This is a genomic window from Limimaricola litoreus, assembly GCF_024159025.1.
Taxonomy (GTDB): Bacteria; Pseudomonadota; Alphaproteobacteria; order Rhodobacterales; family Rhodobacteraceae; genus Limimaricola; species Limimaricola litoreus.
In genome coordinates this window covers 14,256-33,031 of sequence record NZ_JAMYXC010000225.1, presented here as the reverse complement: position 1 = coordinate 33,031, position 18,776 = coordinate 14,256, and the positions used below count along the sequence as shown (strand labels likewise).

The following is an 18,776-nucleotide window of genomic DNA, read 5'->3' as shown; positions in this document are numbered from 1 at the left end:
GGGGCCGCCGCGCGGCGACGATCCGTGGGCCCGGCTGACCGCGCTGCCCTGCCCGGCGCTGGTGCCGCTGATGAGCAACGAATGCGCCGAGATCGCGGCGGTGACCCTGTCGAAGCTGCCGGTGGCCAAGGCGGCCGAGCTTCTGGGGCTCCTGTCCGGGGAACGGGCGCGCCGGATCACCCATGCGATGTCGCAAACCCGCGCCATCGCGCCCGACGCGGTGGAGCGGATCGGTGCCGCGCTCGCCGCAGAGCATTGCCAGGAGGTGCCCAAGGCCTTTGTCAACCCGGCCCCCGACCGGCTTGGCGAGATCCTCAATTCCAGCGGCAGCGCTACGCGCGAGGCGGTGCTCGACGGGCTCGAGGCCGAAGACCCAGATTTCGCCGCCGACGTGCGCCGCGCCATCTTCACCTTCGCCGACATTCCCATGCGCCTTGCCCCGAGCGACGCACCCGCCGTTCTGCGCCGGATCGAACAGCCGGTGCTGATCACCGCGCTCGCGGCGGCGCAGGCCACGGGCGGCGGCGATGAAGCGGCGGCGAACCACCTGCTCGACAACATCTCGCAGCGCATGGCCCAGGGCCTGCGCGACGAGATCGCCGAACGGGGCACGGTGCGCCGGCTGGAAGGCGAGACCGCGATGAGCGAGGTGGTCACCGCGATTCGCGCCGCCGCCGATGAGGGCGACATCACCCTTGTTTCGCCGCAGGAGGACGACGAGAGCTGAGCCTGCCCGGCTTGGCTTTCGACGTCCCGCGACTTATGGCCGAAGCAGGACTGACAGGGAAAGACCATGGCAGATGACCACGTCACCGCCGGGCGCGGCACGGGGGACCGGATGGTGGACCTTGCCCTGCGCGGCGCGATCGGCGCCGCGCGGCGGCTGCCCTATGAGCGGCGGGTCGCGGCGATGGGCCGGCTGACCGCCCATGCGCTCGGCCCGCTCGCCGGCTATCGCCGCCGGGCCGAGCGGAATCTCGGCCTGATCTGGCCCGAGATTTCGGCCCCGCGCCGTGCCGCCCTGTCCCGGGACGTGTGCGACAACCTCGGGCGCACCCTGATCGAGAATTATTCGGGCGAGGAATTCGCCCGCGTCCTGCCAGGCACGCTTGCGCAGGACGAAGGACTCGACACCATCGCCCGCGCCCGCGCGGACCGCCGGCCGGTTCTCTTCGTGACGGGCCATTTCGGCAATCACGAAGCCCCGCGCCGGGTGCTTTCGCGCATGGGCTACGAGATCGGCGGCCTCTATCGCCCGATGTCCAACGGCTTCGTCAACGATCACTACGCCGCCACGATGCAAGGCGTCTCGGGCCCGGTCTTCGCCAAGGGGCGGCGCGGCCTCACCGGCTTTCTGCGACACCTGAAGTCGGGCGGCATGGCGACGATCCTGTTCGACCTGCACGACCAGGGCGGCAGCATGATCGACTTTCTGGGGCGCCCGGCGCGCACCGCCCTCACCGCCGCCGAGCTGGCGCTGCGCTTCGACGCGCCGCTCGTGCCCTATTTCGGCATCCGCCGCCCCGACGGCATCGGCTTCGACATCGCCCTGGAGGCGCCGATCCCGCCCGACGAGCCGCTGGAGATGATGCGCGAGGCGACACGGCGGCTGGAGGCGCATGTCCTGCGCGATCCGGGCCAGTGGTTCTGGGTGCACAACCGTTGGAAGGCCAACCGGCCCCGGTCCGAGACCTAGGGCATCCGGGCCGCGGCAAGGATCGCACCCGGCCCTTCCTCCTGCACGATCACCGCCCCCGGCAGCGCACCCTCGACGGGCGCGGTCACCTCCAGCTCCTCGGACCCGTTCCAGCGCAGCAGCAGGCTCCACGAGGTGACGATATTGGCGTAGTGCAGCTCGTGCCCCGCATTCTCGCCGCGCTCGATCGCCACGCTGGCCTGCGGCCTGTAGCGCACGAGTTGCACCAGCAAGGGGACCGGCCGCCCGTCGAGCCGCCGCGCGGCGATTCGCAGCGTCTCGCCCTCGCGCGCGACCGACAATTCGACCCGGGCGGGCGCCTCGGCGCGGTCGAGCACCGCATCCATCACCTTCATCGGCTTGGCGCCGACGATACGCTCAACCCCGCCCACGACGAATTGCGGCGTATAGACCATGCGCTCGCCCGCCGCGGCGGCATAGCTCTTCTGCCGCTTGGTGAACTCGGGCTGCGCGAAGATGTCGGCCCAGCCGATGTAATCCCAGTAATCGACATGCAGTCCGAGCGCGATCACCTCCTCGCGTCCGGCCAGATCGCGCACCATTTCATCGGCGGGCGGGCAGCTGGAACAGCCCTGCGAGGTGAAGAGTTCGACCACCACCGGAGAGTCGGCCAGCGCCGGGCCAGAGGCGAGCCAGCCCGCCATGCTCAGTGCCGCCATGAATTTGCGCATTCGATCTCTCCGCCGGAATTCTCCCACCGGTCTAAGCTGATCGGTGCTGCAACACCAATCAACCCGCCGCGAGAGCAGCGTGCGCGACCCGAGGGGCGCGACGGCATCTGGACATTTGTGTGCCGTTGTATACATAGCGGGCAACGGCCTTGATCGCCTGCTGCCCTTGCGGCAGAACCGGGGCCAGACCCACAGCTCGCAGCCAGAAGGGACACTTCATGCCGATTCAAGTTGGCCAGGACAGCGCCAAGACCCGCCGGAAGCTCACGGTCGGGTCGCAGAGCCTGTCGTATTACTCGATCCCCGCCGCCACCGAGGCGGGTTTGGGCGATTTCGGCCGCCTGCCCGCCGCGCTCAAGGTGGTTCTGGAGAACCTGCTGCGCTTCGAGGACGGCGGCTTCTCCGTCTCCACGGACGACATCAAGGCTTTTGCCGAATGGGGCGCCAATGGCGGCAAGAACCCCCGCGAGATCGCCTATCGCCCGGCCCGTGTGCTGATGCAGGACTTCACCGGTGTTCCGGCGGTGGTCGATCTCGCCGCGATGCGCGACGGCATCAAGGCGCTGGGCGGTGACGCGCAGCTGATCAACCCGCTCAACCCCGTCGACCTCGTGATCGATCACTCGGTGATGATCGACGAGTTCGGCAACCCGCGCGCGTTCCAGATGAACGTGGACCGCGAATACGAGCGCAACATCGAGCGCTACCAGTTCCTGAAATGGGGCCAGAAGGCGTTCCAGAATTTCCGCGTCGTGCCGCCGGGCACCGGCATCTGCCACCAGGTGAACCTCGAATACCTCGCGCAGGTGGTCTGGTCCGACACCGACCAGAACGGTGAGGAAGTGGCCTATCCCGACACGCTCGTCGGCACCGACAGCCACACCACCATGGTCAACGGCGCGGCCGTGCTAGGCTGGGGCGTGGGCGGCATCGAGGCCGAGGCCGCGATGCTCGGCCAGCCGATCTCGATGCTGATCCCCGAGGTCGTGGGCTTCAAGCTGACCGGCAAGATGGTCGAGGGCACCACCGCCACCGACCTCGTGCTGCGCGTCGTGCAGATGCTCCGCGAGAAAGGCGTCGTGGGCAAGTTCGTCGAATTCTACGGCGACGGCCTCGACAACGTGCCGCTCGCCGACCGTGCCACGATTGGCAACATGGCACCCGAATACGGCGCCACCTGCGGCTTCTTCCCGATCGACGCCGAAACGCTGCGCTACATGGAGCAGACCGGCCGCGACAAGGACCGCATCGCGCTGGTCGAGGCCTATGCCAAGGAAAACGGCATGTGGCGCGATCCGGGCTACGAGCCGGTCTACACCGACACGCTCGAGCTCGACATGGGCACCGTCGTTCCCGCCATCTCGGGCCCCAAGCGCCCGCAGGACCACATCGCGCTCGACGTTGCGGGTTCGGCCTTCTCCGAATATGTGAAGGGCCAGCGCGAGGGCAAGGACACCTCGGCCAACTCCGAAATCCGCTGGGAAGGCGAAGGCGGTCAGCCCGAGCCGGTCGACATTCCCGGTGACGAGGGCCACCACAAGCGCGGCTTCGTCGAGACCGAGAACGGCCATTACCAGCTGCATGACGGCTCGATCGTGATCGCCTCGATCACCTCCTGCACCAACACCTCGAACCCCTATGTGATGATCGGTGCCGGTCTCGTCGCCCGCAAGGCGCGCGAGCTGGGCCTCGACCGCAAGCCCTGGGTCAAGACCTCTCTGGCGCCGGGCTCTCAGGTCGTGTCGCATTACCTCGAGGCCGCGGGCCTGCAGGAGGATCTCGATGCGATCGGCTTCAACCTCGTGGGCTATGGCTGCACCACCTGCATCGGCAACTCGGGTCCGCTCGAGGCCGAAATCTCGAAGGCGATCAACGAGAACGACCTGATCGCGACCTCGGTGCTCTCGGGCAACCGCAACTTCGAGGGCCGGATCTCGCCCGACGTGCGCGCCAACTACCTCGCCTCGCCGCCGCTCGTGGTGGCCTATGCGCTGGTGGGCGACATGAATGTCGACATCACCCGCGAGCCGCTGGGCAAGGACAAGAACGGCAAGGACGTCTACCTCAAGGACATCTGGCCGAGCCAGGCCGAGATCGCCGAGCTGGTGCAGAAGACCGTGACCCGCGAGGCGTTCCAGTCGAAGTATGCCGATGTCTTCAAGGGCGACGAGAAGTGGCAGGCGGTCGAGACCGTCGACAGCGAGACCTACAACTGGCCGCCGCAGTCGACCTATGTCCAGAACCCGCCCTACTTCCAGAACATGTCCAAGGAGCCGGGCGAAATCCACGACATCGAGGATGCCCGCGTGCTGGCGATCCTCGGCGACATGGTGACAACCGACCACATCTCGCCCGCCGGTTCCTTCAAGGAGACCACCCCGGCCGGCAAGTACCTGGTCGAGCGTCAGGTGCCGGTGCGCGAGTTCAACTCCTATGGCAGCCGCCGCGGCAACCACGAGGTGATGATGCGCGGCACCTTCGCCAACATCCGCATCCGCAACGAGATGCTCGATGGCGTCGAGGGCGGCTACACCAAGGGCCCCGACGGCAGCCAGATGGCGATCTACGACGCCGCAATGGCCTGGCAGGAGCAAGGCAAGCCGCTCGTCATCTTCGGCGGCGAGCAGTACGGCGCGGGCTCCTCGCGCGACTGGGCCGCGAAGGGCACCGCCCTTCTGGGCGTGAAGGCAGTCATCGCCGAGAACTTCGAGCGCATCCACCGCTCGAACCTCGTCGGCATGGGTGTGATCCCGTTCGAGTTCACCGGCGGCGACACGCGCAAGTCGCTGGGCCTCACCGGCGAGGAGAGCGTCTCGATCAAGGGCCTCTCGGACGTCAAGCCGCTGCAGGAGGTCACCGCGACGATCACCATGGCCGACGGTTCGACCAAGGAGGTCACGCTGCGCTGCCGGATCGATACGGCGGTGGAGATCGACTACATCAAAAACGGCGGCGTGCTGCATTACGTGCTGCGCAACCTCGCCCAATCGGCCGCCTGATCCACCGATCAACCGTCTGAACCCAGAACCGCCCCGGAGGATCTCCGGGGCGGTTTTTTTATGTGCTTTTGCAGAATGAACTTTCTGGTTGATACGGCAAACCCTATGGTTGTCACGCCGGATCACGAACCGGTGAACACCAATAGGACCGACATATGGCACTCAGCACCCAGCAACAGATCCTTCTCGAACAGCAGGTCACCAATCAGTCAAAGAGCGTAGGCGTAGCCTATCTGCTGCTCATTTTCTTGGGCGGCCTTGGTGCTCACCGGTTCTATCTCGGCCGAACGGCCAGTGGCGTCGCCATGCTGCTCCTTTTCATACTTGGCTGGCTCACAGCCATCTTCATTGTCGGCTATCTGCTTCTGATTGCCGTGGGCATCTGGTGGCTCGTGGATCTGTTCCTGATCCCCGGCATGGTCGCCCGCGATAGTGCATCCCTTCGCTCGCGGCTCAGCACAGCGATGCTTCCCGAAGCCAACGCCTGACAGAGGCCTTAATACGGAACGAAATCCGCTATTTCGTTCCGTTCGATCATTCGAGGCTACCATCTGATGGCAAGGGCGGCAGCTCACGCATATAGGCGACGACCGCGTCGAGATCCTCCGTCGTCATCTTGGCGAAGTTGGCATAGGGCATGGGCGGCGACATGGCCTCACCGTCGGGGCGCTGGCCCTTGGTGATCATCGCCTTCAGCTCGTCGTCGGAATACTCCGCGATCCCGTCCTCGCCCGAGGTGATGTTGGACGAGATCACCGTGCCCCAGGGCCCGTGGAACTCGAAGCCCCCGGCCCCGGTATGGGTGTCGCTCATCGGACCTTGCGGCCCCATCGGCGAGTGGCACTCGATGCAATGCGCCACCGGCCCGGCGAGATAGGCGCCGTATTCGGCGTTCGGGCCGCGCGCGGGCGCGCTGACGCTTTCGACCGGCGGGCCGTAGGCGGGTGGCAACGGAATGTTGTAGACGCTCTCGCCGGGATCGTTTTCGACCGCGGGGATCTGGCGCAGATAGATCACCATGCTCATCACATCGTCATGCGACAGCCCGCGATAGAGCGGGATCGGCATGGGCGGCCCGATCAGGCTGCCATCGGGCCGCAGCCCATCGCGGATGGCGCGCGCCAGCTCCGCATCGGACCAGTCGGCGACGCGGGCGGCGGGGGTGATATTGGGCGCGATGGCGGTGAACGCCTGCGACTCCTCGACCAACCGGCCCGCGAGATGCATGTCGGGCACCGGCCCCTCGGGGCCCATGGGGCTGTGGCAATTGCCGCAGGCGGCGGGTCCCTCGACCAGATATGTGCCGCGTTCGAGCGAAGGCTCCGCCTGGGCCGCGGTGGCCCCCAGAGCAAGGGCGGAACCGATCAAAACCAGATACTTCATGAAAACCTCCCCATCAGCGGCGGGGAGAATATCACGCCAGCGTTACTTTACCTAGCAGCAGCTTCGTCGAGCGCCGGACGCAGGCGTGCGGTTATGGCCCGCTGGGTCACCGGCCCGGCCATGCGCTCGATGATTCGCCCTTCGCCATCGACCACAAAGGTTTCGGGCACGCCATAGACCCCCCAGTCGCGCGCGACCCGGCCGTCATCGGTGCCAATGGCGGTATAGGGATCGCCCAGCTCGTCGAGGAACGCCCCGGCGTTGTCCGGGTCATCCTTGTAGTTGATGCCGTAGATCGGCAGGCCCTCCTGGGCCAATGCCTCGAAATTCGGATGCTCGACCCGGCAGGGCGCGCACCAGCTGGCCCAGAAATTGACCAGCTTCACCTTGCCATCGGCGAGCACGGCGGGGTCGAAGGGCGTGCGCCCCGGCAGCGTGCCGGTTTCGGTCAAAGGCGCCTCGCGCCCGATCAACGCCGAGGGCAGCTCATCGGGGTTGTCGCGCAGCATGCCGGCGGCGAAGAGCCCGGCGAGGGCCGCGAAGATCGCGGGCGGCAGGATGATGAGCGGCGAAACCCTAGCCATGGTCGCGTTCGGTCCTTTCCAGCTCGGCCCGGACGCGGCGGTCGCGCCGGAGGCTCCACCACACCAGCGCCGCGAGAGCGGCGAGGCTGATGCCCCAGGCCGAGATCACCTCGAAAGCATATTTGCCCAGATCCATCATGCTCTCACCGGCTCGGCGCGCCGCGCGCGGGCGCGCAGGGCGCTGATGCGACGGGCACGGATCTCCGTCCCGGTGCGCAACAGCACGAGAGCGAAGAATAGCAACACGAAGCCCGCCATGCAGACGAGAAGCGGCAGCCAGAATACGTCGGCCACGTTCTCTTGGCTGTCGAGCGAGAGCGACGCGCCCTGATGCAGCCCCTGGTTCCAGAAGTTCACGGCGTAGCGCGACAGGATCGCGAAGACCGAGCCGACGAGACAGAGCACCGAGGTCAGATCGGCGGCGCTGTCGGGATCGGGGATCGCGGCCCAAAGGGCGATGTAGCCGAGGTAGAACAGGAACAGGATCAGGAAGGCGGTCAGTCGCGGATCCCAGGCCCACCAGGTGCCCCACATCGGCTGGCCCCAGATCGCCCCGGTGACGAGCGCGATCAGCGTCATCACCATGCCGACCGGCGCCGCCGCGCGGGCCGCGAGGGCCGAGACATGGTGGCGGCGGATCAGCCAGATCAGAGAGGCCACGAGCATCATCAGCCAGGCGTTGATCGCCATCAGCGCCGAGGGGACGTGCAGGTAGATGATCTTCACCGAGGAGCCGAAACGCTCGGCCTCGGGCGTGAAGAAAAAGCCCCAGACGAGGCCCACCGCAAGCACGGCGGCCGAGAGCCACATGAGCCACGGCACCCAGGGCGCGGTCGTGTCGAGGAACTTCCTCGGATTGGCGTAGGACCAGATCGACATGGCTTTTCCTATCCCGTGCCGCGCGGCGGCTCAATGCCCGGTCGCGTCACCGCAGCGTGACCCGGAGCGCCGCGGCCGTGGCAAATGGCAGCAGCGCGGCGCAGCCCAGCCCGATCCCGGCAAGCAGCAGCAAAGGCGTCTGCGCGGGCACCCCCTCGGCCCCGCGTCTTGCGGCTTCGGCGCCGAAGATGAGCACCGGCACGTAGAGCGGCAGCACGATGAGCGACAAGAGCAGCCCGCCGCGCCGCAACCCCACGGTCAGCGCCGCACCGAAGGTGCCGATCAGCGACAGCGCCGGCGTGCCGAGCGCGAGCGAAACAAGAAGCCAAGGCATCGCCTGCCCCGGAAGATGCAGCAGCACGCCCAGCACCGGCGCCGCGACGACGAGCGGCAGACCGGTGGTGAGCCAATGCGCCGCCGCCTTGGCCAGCGCCAGCATCTCCAGCGGCAGAGGCGCGGTGGCCAGAAGCGGCAGGGAGCCGTCCTCGTGATCGAGTGCGAAGATGCGGTCGAGCGAGAGGAGCGCCGCCAGGAGCGCCGCGACCCACAGGATGCCCGGCGCGATCCGCGCGAGGATCGCGGCCTCGGGCCCGACGCCGAAGGGCACCAGCACCACGACGATGAGGAAGAAGGCCAGCCCCAGCCCGAAGCCGCCGCCCGCGCGCACGGCGAGACGCAGGTCGCGCGCGAGCAATGCCCTCACAAGAACGCCTCGTCCGATCCACCCGCCGCGTCATGCGCGGCGCGGTAGGGGGTGAGATCGAGCGTGGGCAGATCGAGCCCGAGGTCGATATGGGTGGCGATCACCGCGATGCCGCCACGCGCGAGATGGCGCTCGCGCAGAAAACTCGCGAAGCGCTTCACGGAAAAGGCGTCGAGCGACACGGTCGGCTCGTCGAGCAGCAGCACCTCGCGCCCGATCACGGCGAGCCGGGCGAGGCCCAGCCTGCGCCCCTGCCCGGCCGAGAGCGTGCCGGCGGAGCGATCGCGCAGATCGGTGAGATCGAACAGTTCGAACACATCCTCTGGCAGCTCGGCCCGATAGAGATCGGCCCAGAATTGCAGGGTTTCGGCGACGGTCAGCGCGGGTTTGATGCCGTCGGCATGGGAGGCGTAGCCCGCCCGCTCGCCCGCGCCTTGTATCGTGCCGGACAAAGGCGGCTGAAGGCCTGCGATGGTGCGCAGCAGCGTCGTCTTGCCGATGCCATTGGCGCCGCGCAGCACCAGCCCCTGCCCCGGCGCGAGCCGGAACGACACGCCGGTGAGCACCGGCATGCCGCCGCGCTCGACGCCAAGATCGCTGACGGCAAGGTCGGTCAGACCGGCAGCAGCGCGACCGCGACGCGCCGCCCTTCCGACAAAAGCACGTTGTAGGTGCGGCAGGCGGCGGGGGTGGCCATGGCCTCCACGCCAATGCCCTCGGCCTCGAGCCTGTCGCGGAAGGCGCGCGGCGCATGGGCGATCTCGGCCCCGGTGCCAACGAAAAGCACGTCGATCCGCCCCGCGAGCGCCAGCACCGCGTCGAGATCCTCGAAGCCGCCCCAGCTCCTGAGCCCGGTAGGTGCGAGCGTCACCGCCCCTTCGACCACCTTGCCGCCGATCCGGAAGAAGCCCGGACCATAGCCGTCTATGGGCATCGAGTCGTCGTAATCGATCTCCGTCAGCCGCATGGGCGTGCCCCCCTGTTCATCTTTCCCCAAAGACGCAGATCCGACGCTGCAGCCGGATCAGGCGTCGATATTCGCGAACTGCGTCCCCGCCTTGGGGTCGTCCTTCTTGTCCCAGTCGCGCTTCACGCCGAGCATCAGCACGATGTTCTTGGCAACATAGATCGAGGAATATGTCCCGACGATCACGCCCCAGAAGATCGCGAAAACAAAGCCGCGGATCACGTCGCCGCCGAGCACCAGAAGCGCCAGAAGCGCCAGAAGCGTGGTGCCCGAGGTCATCACCGTGCGGCTCAGCGTCTCATTGGCCGAGAGGTTCAGAAGGTCGCGCAGCGGCATGGTCTTGAACTTGCGCAGGTTCTCGCGCGCCCGGTCGAAGACGACGACGGTGTCGTTGATCGAATAGCCGACGATGGTCAGCAGCGCGGCGATGATCGCCAGATCGAACTTGATCTGGAAGGCGGCGAAGATGCCGATGGTCAGCGTCACGTCATGCACCAGCGCCGCGATGGCGCCGACCGCGAACTGCCATTCGAAGCGCAGCCAGATGTAGAACAGGATCGCGACGAGAGAGCCCAGCACGGCGAAGATCGCCGACTGGATCAGCTCGCCCGAGACCTTGGGGCCGACGCTTTCCACGCTCGGAAAGGTCAGCGTCGGATCGACCGTCTGCAGCGCGGCCTCGACCTCGGCGATGGTCTCGGCGGTGACGCTCTCGACCCCCTCCTGCGCCTGGATGCGCACCGAGGCCACGTTCCTGTCATCGCCGAATGAGGGATCGAAGACCTCGGTGATCACCACGTCGCCCAGTTCCAGCGGCGCGATGGCATCGCGGTAGGCGGCGACGTCGATGGCGCTTTCGGATTCGGTGCGGATCGTGGTGCCGCCCTTGAAGTCGATGCCGAAGTTCAGCCCCATGACGAAGAACAGCACGAGGCTGAGCACCATGGCGAGGATCGAGGCGCCGAAGGTGATCTTCGCGGCGCGGAAGAAGTCGATCTTGGTGTTTTCGGGAACGATGCGCAGCCGCATGTCAGACCTCGATGGTTTTGGGGCGGCGGCGTTCGAACCACATCACGATCAAGAGCCGCGTCACGAAGATCGCGGTGAAGACCGAGGTGAGGATGCCGAGGCCGAGGGTGATGGCAAAGCCACGCACCGGACCGGAGCCCACGAGAAACAGGATGAGCGCGGTGATCAGCGTGGTCACGTTGCCGTCGAGGATGGCGGAGAGCGCCTTTTCATAGCCCAGATCGATGGCGCGGGCCGGGCCGCGCGCGGTCTTGAGCTCTTCGCGGATGCGCTCGTAGACCAGCACGTTCGCGTCCACCGCCATGCCGACGGTGAGCACGATGCCCGCAATGCCCGGCAGCGTCAGCGTGGCGCCGAGGATCGAGAGTACCGCGAAGATCAGCACCATGTTGAAGGTCAGCGCCACGGTGGCGAAGACGCCGAACAGCCCGTAGGACATGATCATGAAGACCACCACGGCGATCGCGCCGACGATGGCGGCAAGCTTGCCCGCCTCGATGCTGTCGGCCCCGAGTTCCGGCCCGATGGTCCGCTCTTCGAGAAAGGTCAGCCCGGCGGGCAGCGCGCCCGCGCGCAGCAGAACGGCGAGCTGCGTCGACTCCTCGACCGTGAAATTGCCGGTGATGATGCCCGAGCCGCCGGGAATGTGGCTCTGGATCACGGGGGCGGAGATCACCTCCTCGTCGAGCACGATGGCAAAGGGCGAGCCGATGTTCTCGGCGGTGTAGTCGCCGAAGGCGCGCGCGCCGGTCGGATTGAAGCGGAAGTTCACCGCCGGGCGGCCGTTCTGGTCGAAGGCGGGCTGGGCGTCGACCAGCTCTTCGCCCGAGACGACCGGGTTACGCTCGAGGATGTAGAACACCCCCTGCTCGTCGAGCGAAGGCAGGATCTCGTTGTTGGGGCCCGGGTTCTCGTTGGCATTGGAGGTGCGCGAGACGACGGGCTGGAAGGTCAGCTGCGCGGTGGTGCCGATGATCTCCTTGACCTCCTCGGCCGAGCCCACGCCCGGCACTTCGATCAGGATGCGGTCCTCGCCCTGGCGCTGGATGGTCGGCTCTCGCGTGCCGACCTCGTCGATCCGGCGGCGCACGATTTCGAGCGCCTGGCGGATGGTGCGGTCGTCGGTGGCGGCGCGCTCGGCCTCGCTCAGCGTGACGACGATCTCGGCCCCTTCGGCGCGCACGTCGATGTCGTTGGCGCCGCCGCCGGTAAGGCTTGCCACCGGGGTGGCGAGGCCGCGCACGATCTCGAGCGCCGCGGCGGCCTGATCGGCCTCGGAGATGCGCACGCGTAGCTCGGCCTCGTCGCTCTCCTCGCGGGTCACGAAGCCGACGGTGTCGCGCTCGGCGGCGAGCGCGTCGCGCACCTCCGGCCAGAAGGCCTCCATCCGCGCGGCATAGACCTCCTCGACCTGCACCTCGGCCAGAAGATGCGCGCCGCCGCGCAGGTCGAGCCCGAGGTTCACGAGGCCCGAGGGCATCCATTCGGGCCAGAGCCCGGCATCGGCTTCGAGCGCAGCGTCGCTCATGCCGGTCTCGATCACGGCGCGGGCATCGTTCGCGGTCTCGACCCTGTCGTAGAACAGGTTCGGCGCCGCGAAGATCAGCCCGCCCAGGCAGACCATCCAGATCAGGACCCTGCGCCAGGTGGGGATGTGCATCATATCGTTCGTCCTCTGGCGCGGGGCCGGATCGGGGGGATCAGGCCTTGGCCGGTTCGGTCTTGGTGGTCACGGTGGCGATGGTCGAACGGACCACGCGCACGTTGACGCCCTGGGCGATCTCGACCTCGATCTCATTGCTGTCGTCGCGAACCTTGACCACCTTGCCGATCACGCCGCCCTGGGTGATCACCTGGTCGCCGCGGCGCAGCGCCGCCACCATCTTCTGGTGCTCCTTCAGCTTCTTCTGCTGCGGGCGGATCAGGAAGAACCACATGATCGCGAAGATCAGGATCAGCGGGATGAGGGATTCGATGCCTTGCATGGCGGTCCTTTATGTCGGCCGGGGGCGCGGGGTTCGCGCCTTTGAAAAAGTCGCGGCACCCTACTGCCGGGTCCGGTGATTGGCAACCGCGCCACCGGGGGACATGCGGCGCCGGTTTGGCGGTTCACAAGCAGGCGCGTTTCGGTCCATATGGGCGCGGCCCCCGGGCCGTGAAACCCCTTATGACGGACGAGACAATGCACGACATCCGCGCCATCCGCGACAATCCCGACGCCTTCGACGCCGCCCTGGCCCGCCGCGGGATCTCCGGGGTGTCGTCGCGTATCCTGGCGCTCGATGACGCGCGCCGGGCCAAGATCCACGCCGCCGAGACCGCCAGGGCCGAGCAGAACCGCGCCTCCAAGGAGGTCGGCGCGGCGAAGGGCCGCGGCGACGAGGCCGAGTTCGAGCGTCTGCGCGCGCTGGTGGCGGAGAAAAAGGCCGAGATCGCGCGGCTGAACGAAGAGGCGCAGGCAGAGGACGCCGCGCTGCACGAGCTGCTGCTGACGATCCCGAACCTGCCTTATGACGACGTGCCCGCGGGCAAGGACGAGGACGACAATGTCGAGCTGAAGCGCCACGGCACGCCGCGGCAGTTCAACTATGCGCCGAAGGAGCATTACCAGCTTCCGGCGGTCGAAAGCGGCATGGATTTCGAGGTGGCGGCCAAGCTTTCGGGTTCGCGCTTCGTCGTGCTTTCGGGCGGGGTCGCCCGCCTGCATCGCGCGCTGGCGCAGTTCATGCTCGACACCCATGTCGAGGAGCACGGGCTGGTCGAGACCATGACCCCCGTGCTGGTCAAGGAAGAGGCCATGTATGGCACCGGCCAGCTGCCGAAGTTCGGCGAGGACAGCTACCAGACCACGACCGGCTGGTGGCTCATCCCCACGGCGGAGGTGACGCTCACCAACCTCGTGGCCGATTGCATGGTCGAGGAGAGCTACCTGCCGCGCCGTTACGTGGCCGATACGCAATGCTTCCGCTCCGAGGCGGGCAGCGCCGGGCGCGACACGTCGGGCATGCTGCGCCAGCATCAGTTCGAAAAGGTCGAGATGGTCTCGGTGGTTCATCCGGACCAGTCCGAGGCCGAGCACGCCCGCATGACCGGCTGCGCCGAGGCGATCCTCGAAAAGCTGGGCCTGCCCTATCGCACGATGCTCTTGTGCGCGGGCGACATGGGCGCGGGCGCGCGGCGCACGCATGACATCGAGGTCTGGCTGCCCGGCCAGGACCGCTACCGCGAGATCAGCTCGATCTCGACCTGCGGCGATTACCAGGCGCGGCGCATGAACGCCCGCTTCCGCCCCGAGGGCGGCGGCAAGCCCGAGTTCCTGCACACGCTCAATGGCTCGGGCCTCGCCGTGGGCCGGACGCTCATCGCGGTGCTGGAGAACGGGCAGGAAGAGGACGGCTCGGTGACGATCCCCGAAGCGCTGCACCCCTATCTGGGCGGTCGCACCCGGCTTTCGGCTTCGGGCGAGCTGATCCGCGACTGAACGTCACGTGTGGTCGATTTTGCGCCGCCCGGTTGAACCGCCGGGCGGCGCGGTGCGTAATGGGGGCATGAAAACCCTCATCGCATGGGCCGTGCTCGCCCTTTCCGTCAGCTTCGCGGCCGCGCCGCTGCTGACCTCGCCCTTTTCCGGCTTCACCGCCGATCAGTTGCCCGCGCCGCAGATCGACCCGCCGGTGCAGCCCGCGGGTTGGGCCTTCTCCATCTGGGGGCTGATCTATCTGTGGCTGCTCGTCTCCGCCGCTTACGGTGTCTGGAAGCGCGCCGATGCCGAGGACTGGCATCGCGCCCGGCTGCCATTGCTCGTCGCGCTCGGCATCGGCACGCCGTGGCTCATGATCGCCAATTCAAGCGCCATCTGGGCGACGATCACGATCTTCCTGATGGCGGCAGGTGCAATCGGCGCGTTTCTCGCAGCACCCCGGCGCGATGTCTGGTGGTTCCGCGTGCCGATGGGCATCTTCGCGGGCTGGCTCTCGGCGGCGAGCTTCGTGAGCCTTGGCTCGACGGCGGCGGGCTATGGCCTCGTGATGGGGCAGACCGGCTGGGCGATCCTTTGCGTGATCCTGGCGACCTTGCTGGCGCTCGTGGTGCAATCGCGCCGCCCGCGCGCGGCCTCCTACGGGCTGACGGTGGCTTGGGCGCTCATCGCCATCGTTGTGGCCAACGGGCTGACCCTGCCGGGCCTCGTCGCGCTGGCGAGCCTCGTGGCGATTCTCGGCGCGCTGCTGCTGGCACGTCGGGTGCCTGCCTGATCCACGAATGAAAAGAGCGCCTTGCAGCGCTCTCTTCAGATCAATCCTTGAGGTGCTTGCGAAGCCGCGAGGGCTGCGCCTTCTTGCGGTCCTTGTAGGGATTCTTCTTGCCCTGATCGCGCAGGAACAGCCGGATCGGCGTGCCCGGCATGTCAAAGTCGTTGCGCAAGCCATTGACGAGATAGCGGGAATAGCTCTCGGGCACGGCGTCGGGATAGGAGGTCATCACCACGAAAGCGGGCGGCCGCGTCTTGACCTGCGTGGCATAGCGCATCTTGATCCGGCGGCCGCCGGGTGCGGGCGGCGGGTGCTGCTCCAGCATGCCGACGAGCCAGCGGTTGAGCTGCGCGGTCGAAATGCGGGTGTTCCAGACCGCGTGGGCGCGCAGGATCGCGTCATGCAGACGATCGAGCCCGCGCCCGGTCTTGGCCGAAACGGTGATCAGCGGCGCGCCGCGCAGCTGCGGCAGCAGCCGCTCGAAGCTTTCCTTCAAAGACTTTAGCTTGTCCTGCTTCTCGTCCTCGAGATCCCATTTGTTGACCGCGATGACGACCGCCCGGCCCTCGCGCTCGGCTAGATCGGCGATGCGCAGGTCCTGCTGTTCGAAAGGGATGTCCACATCGAGCAGCACCACCACGACTTCGGCGAACTTGACCGCGCGCAGCCCGTCCGAGACCGACATCTTCTCGAGCTTTTCCTGCACCTTGGCGCGCTTGCGCATGCCGGCAGTGTCGAAGATCCGAAACGGCGTGCCGTTCCAGTCGATCGCGAGCGAGATGGCGTCGCGGGTGATCCCGGCCTCGGGCCCGGTCAACAGCCGCTCTTCGCCGAGGATCTTGTTGATCAGCGTCGATTTTCCGGCATTGGGGCGGCCCACCACGGCGACCTGCAGAGGCCTTTCCCTGGTCGGGGCAAAGGGCGCGTCCTCGTCGGTCTCCCCCTCCTCGTCGACATCGACGTCCATCACCGGCGCGTCTTCCTCGGCCCGGGCTTCGAACTCGCCTGCCAGCGGCTGCAGCATCGCGAGAAGCTCGCTCATCCCCTCGCCATGCTCGGCCGAAAGCCCCAGCGGTTCGCCCAGGCCGAGCGAATAGGCCTCGATCAATCCGCCCTGACCGGCGCGGCCCTCGGCCTTGTTGGCGGCGAGGATCACATGCTTGGCCCGCTTGCGCAGGATGTCGGCAAAGATCTCGTCGGCGGGCAGCACCCCCGCGCGCGCGTCGATCATGAACAGGCAGACATCGGCCATGTCGACCGCGCGCTCGGTCAGCCGCCGCATCCGGCCCTGCAGGCTTTCGTCGGTGGCGACCTCGAGGCCGGCGGTGTCGATCACGGTGAATCGCAGCGGACCCAGCTTGGCCGGGCCCTCGCGCAGGTCACGGGTGACGCCGGGCTGGTCATCCACCAGCGCCAGCTTGCGCCCGACAAGGCGGTTGAACAGCGTGGACTTGCCCACATTGGGCCGTCCGACGATGGCAAGGGTGAAACTCATCTCAGGGTCTTTCGCGTGCGGAAGCAGGCCCCATACACCGATTGCGCGTCAACGGAAAGCGGCAAGCGCACCATCGGCGGTCACGACGTAAAGCACGCCGCCCGCCACGATCGGCGCGCTCGCCGCCCCCCCTTCGAGCGGCAGCTCGCCCAGAAGCCCGCCGCTGCGCGGATCGTACTGCCGGATCACGCCGTCGGAGGAGGCCACGATCAGGCGTCCGCCGGCGAGGACGGGGCCGTAATGCGCGGTCGGGCGCGCCCGGCGCAGGAAGCCGCCGGCCTCATTGCGGGGGAGATCGCGCCGCCAGACGGTCGCGCCCGTGGCGGCCTCGACCCGCTGCAGCTGGCCGATATCGTTGAGCAGGAACAGGGACTCCCCGGCAGGCACGACCGGGCCGATCGCGCCATCGGCCAGGCTCCACAGGGTTTCACCGCTGAAATCATCGAGCGCGGAGAGACGTCCCGAAGCATTGCCGACATAGACCCGGCCATCCTCGATCACCGGATCGGCGGTGATGCCCCCCGCGGTCAGCGCCGCAGCCTCGCCCGGCCGCCGCCCTGCGACGACCGAGGACCAGCGCGGGCGACCGCCCTGCGCGAAGACGCCCGCCACCTCGCCCGAGGCGAAGGGGAACACCGCGAGATCGCCGCTGACCGAAGGCCCCGCGCCGCCGTCGAAGCGCGAGACATCCTCGACCCCCGAAACGCGCCAGCGCACGCGGCCCGTGCGCGCATCGACGGCAAGCCCGCTGCCGTCGCGTGCCGTGACATAGACCAGATCCCCGACCACCGCCGGCGCACCGGCCCCCGGCGCGCCGAGATCCTGTGTCCAGAGCCGCGCGCCGCTGGCCGCGTCGAAGGCGATGAGTTCGCCGAAACCGGTCACCGCGAAAAGCCGCGCGCCGTCGCTGGCAAGCCCGCCGCCGGAGGCATCCGCGGCCGGCTCACCGGCAGGGACGAGGCTCTGGCGCCACAGGGGCGCGCCGCCGGTGGTGAAGGCCGACACGCCCGACAGGGTGTTCATGGCAAAGACGCGTCCGGCGGCGACCACCGGCTCGGCGGTGATGCGCAGCTTGCGGGTTTCGCCCGCGCCCAGATCGGCGCGAAACAGGAGCGCCAGATCGGCGCCAAGCGCCGGGTGGGCAATGTCGCGATCAGCGCCGCCGCCACGCTGCGGCCAATCGGCATTGGTGACGGGCGCGATGAGCGCGAGCGGCCGCGCCGTCCCGCCTTCCACGGCCGCGCCGCCGGGCAGCGCCACGCCGATGCGGCTGCCGGGAAGCCGCTCCTCGGGCTCACTGCAGGCTGCGAGAAGGGCCAGGGCCCCCGCTCCGATCACTCCGATGCGCCGCATGACTGCCCCTCGCCTTTGATTGTCTTATCTCGCGCCCTGTACCGGCCGCTTGTCCGTCATTGCGTGGCCGGGGTCCCGGCCACGGTTTCGGGCGTCTCACCCAGGGCGACCATCAGGCTTGCCGCGCGGTCGCGCAAGTCCGCAGAGGATTCGGCATCCTCAAGGATCGCGCGCAGCTGGTCGAGCGCGGGCTCCCGCTCGCCCATGGAAAGCCGGATCAGGGCGATCTGTTCGAGCGCCAGCATGCGGAAGGGCGCGCCGGGCACCGACAGCGCCTCGAGCGCCATCAGCCGGTCCTGCGGCGTCCGATCCGCCTCGATCAGCACGGATTTCAGCGCCGCGAGATCGCGGTAGATTTCGGGCACCTCGCCATTCGCGGCCAGCGCATCGAGCGTGGCCACCGCCGCCGCCCCCTCGTCCGCGGCCACCTGTTCGGCGGCAAGGACGAGCGCGGGCACGACCGCGCCGGGCTGCGCCTGCACCACCTCTTGCAGCGCGGCGACGCGCGCCTCGGCCTCGGGTTCGGCCTGTGCCGCGAGGAGCGTGTCGCCGCGCGCTTGGGCCGCCGCCGCGATCCGCGACTGGCGCCATTCATAGGCCGCCGCGCCGCCGACGATCAGCAGCACGAGAACGATGCCGATCCAGCCATAGCGCCGCAAAAGGACGTAGAGCCGCTCGCGGCGGACCTCTTCGCTGACCTCGTCGATGAAGCTGTCGGGATTGCTCACGCCCTGTCCCCCTTGGGT

Annotated in this window: 20 protein-coding genes; 6 read left to right on the top strand and 14 right to left on the bottom strand. The window is 67.9% G+C overall.

What is annotated here, in order from left to right; genetic code table 11:
* Positions 1–727: FliG C-terminal domain-containing protein (locus NHG85_RS14915; RefSeq protein ID WP_253333749.1), on the top strand; the 727-nt coding region annotated here is incomplete at its 5' end.
* Positions 728–793: 66 nt separating this feature from the next.
* The gene (locus NHG85_RS14910) at positions 794–1,696 is read left to right on the top strand and encodes a lysophospholipid acyltransferase family protein (protein WP_253333747.1); all 903 of its coding nucleotides are present in this window, start codon (positions 794–796) and stop codon (positions 1,694–1,696) included.
* Here the strand turns inward: NHG85_RS14910 and NHG85_RS14905 are convergent.
* Entirely contained in the window at positions 1,693–2,376 is a 684-nt protein-coding gene (locus tag NHG85_RS14905) for a DUF1223 domain-containing protein (RefSeq protein WP_253333745.1), read from the bottom strand. The two genes, NHG85_RS14910 and NHG85_RS14905, sit on opposite strands and share 4 nt — an antisense overlap.
* A gap of 230 nt (positions 2,377–2,606) precedes the next feature.
* Between NHG85_RS14905 and acnA the strand changes: the two genes are divergently transcribed.
* Together acnA and NHG85_RS14895 are read left to right on the top strand one after the other, a co-directional pair.
* Positions 2,607–5,387: an aconitate hydratase AcnA gene (gene acnA / locus NHG85_RS14900; RefSeq protein ID WP_253333743.1), complete on the top strand. Its 2,781-nt coding sequence runs from the start codon at positions 2,607–2,609 to the stop codon at positions 5,385–5,387.
* Between the two features lie 155 nt (positions 5,388–5,542).
* Positions 5,543–5,875 carry a TM2 domain-containing protein gene (locus NHG85_RS14895; protein WP_253333741.1) on the top strand — a complete coding sequence of 111 codons (333 nt, stop codon included), beginning with the start codon at positions 5,543–5,545 and terminating at the stop codon, positions 5,873–5,875.
* 46 nt (positions 5,876–5,921) lie between these two features.
* Here the strand turns inward: NHG85_RS14895 and NHG85_RS14890 are convergent, their stop codons facing one another.
* Genes NHG85_RS14890 through yajC form a run of 10 tightly spaced genes read right to left on the bottom strand, consistent with a single transcriptional unit; the run spans position 5,922 to position 12,917 of the window.
* Positions 5,922–6,770 (bottom strand): c-type cytochrome, encoded by an 849-nt coding sequence (locus NHG85_RS14890; RefSeq protein WP_253333739.1) that lies wholly within the window; start codon positions 6,768–6,770, stop codon positions 5,922–5,924.
* 47 nt (positions 6,771–6,817) lie between these two features.
* Positions 6,818–7,354: a DsbE family thiol:disulfide interchange protein gene (locus NHG85_RS14885; RefSeq protein WP_253333737.1), complete on the bottom strand. Its 537-nt coding sequence runs from the start codon at positions 7,352–7,354 to the stop codon at positions 6,818–6,820.
* Positions 7,347–7,490 (bottom strand): heme exporter protein CcmD, encoded by a 144-nt coding sequence (ccmD, locus tag NHG85_RS14880; RefSeq protein WP_253333735.1) that lies wholly within the window; start codon positions 7,488–7,490, stop codon positions 7,347–7,349. The genes NHG85_RS14885 and ccmD overlap by 8 nt, the downstream gene beginning before the upstream one ends.
* On the bottom strand, positions 7,490–8,233 hold the full coding sequence (gene ccmC, locus NHG85_RS14875; RefSeq protein WP_253333733.1) for a heme ABC transporter permease CcmC: 744 nt from the start codon (positions 8,231–8,233) through the stop codon (positions 7,490–7,492). Before ccmC ends, ccmD begins: the two co-directional genes overlap by 1 nt.
* A gap of 46 nt (positions 8,234–8,279) precedes the next feature.
* Positions 8,280–8,936, bottom strand: coding sequence for a heme exporter protein CcmB (gene ccmB / locus NHG85_RS14870; protein ID WP_253333731.1), 657 nt, complete (start codon positions 8,934–8,936; stop codon positions 8,280–8,282).
* Entirely contained in the window at positions 8,933–9,553 is a 621-nt protein-coding gene (gene ccmA, locus NHG85_RS14865) for a heme ABC exporter ATP-binding protein CcmA (protein WP_256500440.1), read from the bottom strand. Before ccmA ends, ccmB begins: the two co-directional genes overlap by 4 nt.
* Positions 9,550–9,903: an Mth938-like domain-containing protein gene (locus NHG85_RS14860; protein WP_253333727.1), complete on the bottom strand. Its 354-nt coding sequence runs from the start codon at positions 9,901–9,903 to the stop codon at positions 9,550–9,552. The genes ccmA and NHG85_RS14860 overlap by 4 nt, the downstream gene beginning before the upstream one ends.
* A 57-nt stretch (positions 9,904–9,960) precedes the next feature.
* On the bottom strand, positions 9,961–10,932 hold the full coding sequence (secF, locus tag NHG85_RS14855) for a protein translocase subunit SecF (RefSeq protein ID WP_253333724.1): 972 nt from the start codon (positions 10,930–10,932) through the stop codon (positions 9,961–9,963).
* A gap of 1 nt (position 10,933) precedes the next feature.
* Entirely contained in the window at positions 10,934–12,595 is a 1,662-nt protein-coding gene (secD, locus tag NHG85_RS14850) for a protein translocase subunit SecD (protein WP_253333722.1), read from the bottom strand.
* 37 nt (positions 12,596–12,632) lie between these two features.
* Complete coding sequence (gene yajC, locus NHG85_RS14845) at positions 12,633–12,917, bottom strand: preprotein translocase subunit YajC (protein WP_099273603.1); 285 nt, start codon at positions 12,915–12,917, stop codon at positions 12,633–12,635.
* A gap of 197 nt (positions 12,918–13,114) precedes the next feature.
* Between yajC and serS the strand changes: the two genes are divergently transcribed.
* On the top strand, positions 13,115–14,413 hold the full coding sequence (serS, locus tag NHG85_RS14840) for a serine--tRNA ligase (RefSeq protein WP_253333751.1): 1,299 nt from the start codon (positions 13,115–13,117) through the stop codon (positions 14,411–14,413).
* Positions 14,414–14,480: 67 nt separating this feature from the next.
* Positions 14,481–15,185 carry a TspO-related membrane protein gene (locus tag NHG85_RS14835; RefSeq protein WP_253333720.1) on the top strand — a complete coding sequence of 235 codons (705 nt, stop codon included), beginning with the start codon at positions 14,481–14,483 and terminating at the stop codon, positions 15,183–15,185.
* A gap of 40 nt (positions 15,186–15,225) precedes the next feature.
* On the opposite strand, the gene der is transcribed toward NHG85_RS14835, so the two are convergent.
* The 3 genes from der to NHG85_RS14820 are packed head-to-tail and all read right to left on the bottom strand — an operon-like array spanning position 15,226 to position 18,758.
* Positions 15,226–16,677, bottom strand: coding sequence for a ribosome biogenesis GTPase Der (der, locus tag NHG85_RS14830; protein ID WP_253333718.1), 1,452 nt, complete (start codon positions 16,675–16,677; stop codon positions 15,226–15,228).
* A 48-nt stretch (positions 16,678–16,725) separates the two neighbouring features.
* Positions 16,726–18,030: a PQQ-like beta-propeller repeat protein gene (locus tag NHG85_RS14825; RefSeq protein ID WP_253333716.1), complete on the bottom strand. Its 1,305-nt coding sequence runs from the start codon at positions 18,028–18,030 to the stop codon at positions 16,726–16,728.
* Positions 18,031–18,086: 56 nt separating this feature from the next.
* The gene (locus tag NHG85_RS14820; protein ID WP_253333714.1) at positions 18,087–18,758 is read right to left on the bottom strand and encodes a tetratricopeptide repeat protein; all 672 of its coding nucleotides are present in this window, start codon (positions 18,756–18,758) and stop codon (positions 18,087–18,089) included.
* Positions 18,759–18,776 lie beyond the last annotated feature (18 nt).

Excerpts from the sequence above, each read along its gene's own strand:
- NHG85_RS14860 (WP_253333727.1), bottom strand. The coding sequence starts at position 9,903 with ATGCGGCTGACGGAGATCGATTACGACGACTCGATGCCCATAGACGGC.
- secD (WP_253333722.1), bottom strand. The coding sequence starts at position 12,595 with ATGATGCACATCCCCACCTGGCGCAGGGTCCTGATCTGGATGGTCTGC.
- secF (WP_253333724.1), bottom strand. The coding sequence starts at position 10,932 with ATGCGGCTGCGCATCGTTCCCGAAAACACCAAGATCGACTTCTTCCGC.
- NHG85_RS14885 (WP_253333737.1), bottom strand. The coding sequence starts at position 7,354 with ATGGCTAGGGTTTCGCCGCTCATCATCCTGCCGCCCGCGATCTTCGCG.
- NHG85_RS14910 (WP_253333747.1), top strand. The coding sequence starts at position 794 with ATGGCAGATGACCACGTCACCGCCGGGCGCGGCACGGGGGACCGGATG.
- NHG85_RS14835 (WP_253333720.1), top strand. The coding sequence starts at position 14,481 with ATGAAAACCCTCATCGCATGGGCCGTGCTCGCCCTTTCCGTCAGCTTC.
- NHG85_RS14895 (WP_253333741.1), top strand. The coding sequence starts at position 5,543 with ATGGCACTCAGCACCCAGCAACAGATCCTTCTCGAACAGCAGGTCACC.
- yajC (WP_099273603.1), bottom strand. The coding sequence starts at position 12,917 with ATGCAAGGCATCGAATCCCTCATCCCGCTGATCCTGATCTTCGCGATC.
- NHG85_RS14905 (WP_253333745.1), bottom strand. The coding sequence starts at position 2,376 with ATGGCGGCACTGAGCATGGCGGGCTGGCTCGCCTCTGGCCCGGCGCTG.
- serS (WP_253333751.1), top strand. The coding sequence starts at position 13,115 with ATGCACGACATCCGCGCCATCCGCGACAATCCCGACGCCTTCGACGCC.
- NHG85_RS14890 (WP_253333739.1), bottom strand. The coding sequence starts at position 6,770 with ATGAAGTATCTGGTTTTGATCGGTTCCGCCCTTGCTCTGGGGGCCACC.
- ccmD (WP_253333735.1), bottom strand. The coding sequence starts at position 7,490 with ATGGATCTGGGCAAATATGCTTTCGAGGTGATCTCGGCCTGGGGCATC.
- acnA (WP_253333743.1), top strand. The coding sequence starts at position 2,607 with ATGCCGATTCAAGTTGGCCAGGACAGCGCCAAGACCCGCCGGAAGCTC.
- ccmC (WP_253333733.1), bottom strand. The coding sequence starts at position 8,233 with ATGTCGATCTGGTCCTACGCCAATCCGAGGAAGTTCCTCGACACGACC.
- der (WP_253333718.1), bottom strand. The coding sequence starts at position 16,677 with ATGAGTTTCACCCTTGCCATCGTCGGACGGCCCAATGTGGGCAAGTCC.
- NHG85_RS14825 (WP_253333716.1), bottom strand. The coding sequence starts at position 18,030 with ATGCGGCGCATCGGAGTGATCGGAGCGGGGGCCCTGGCCCTTCTCGCA.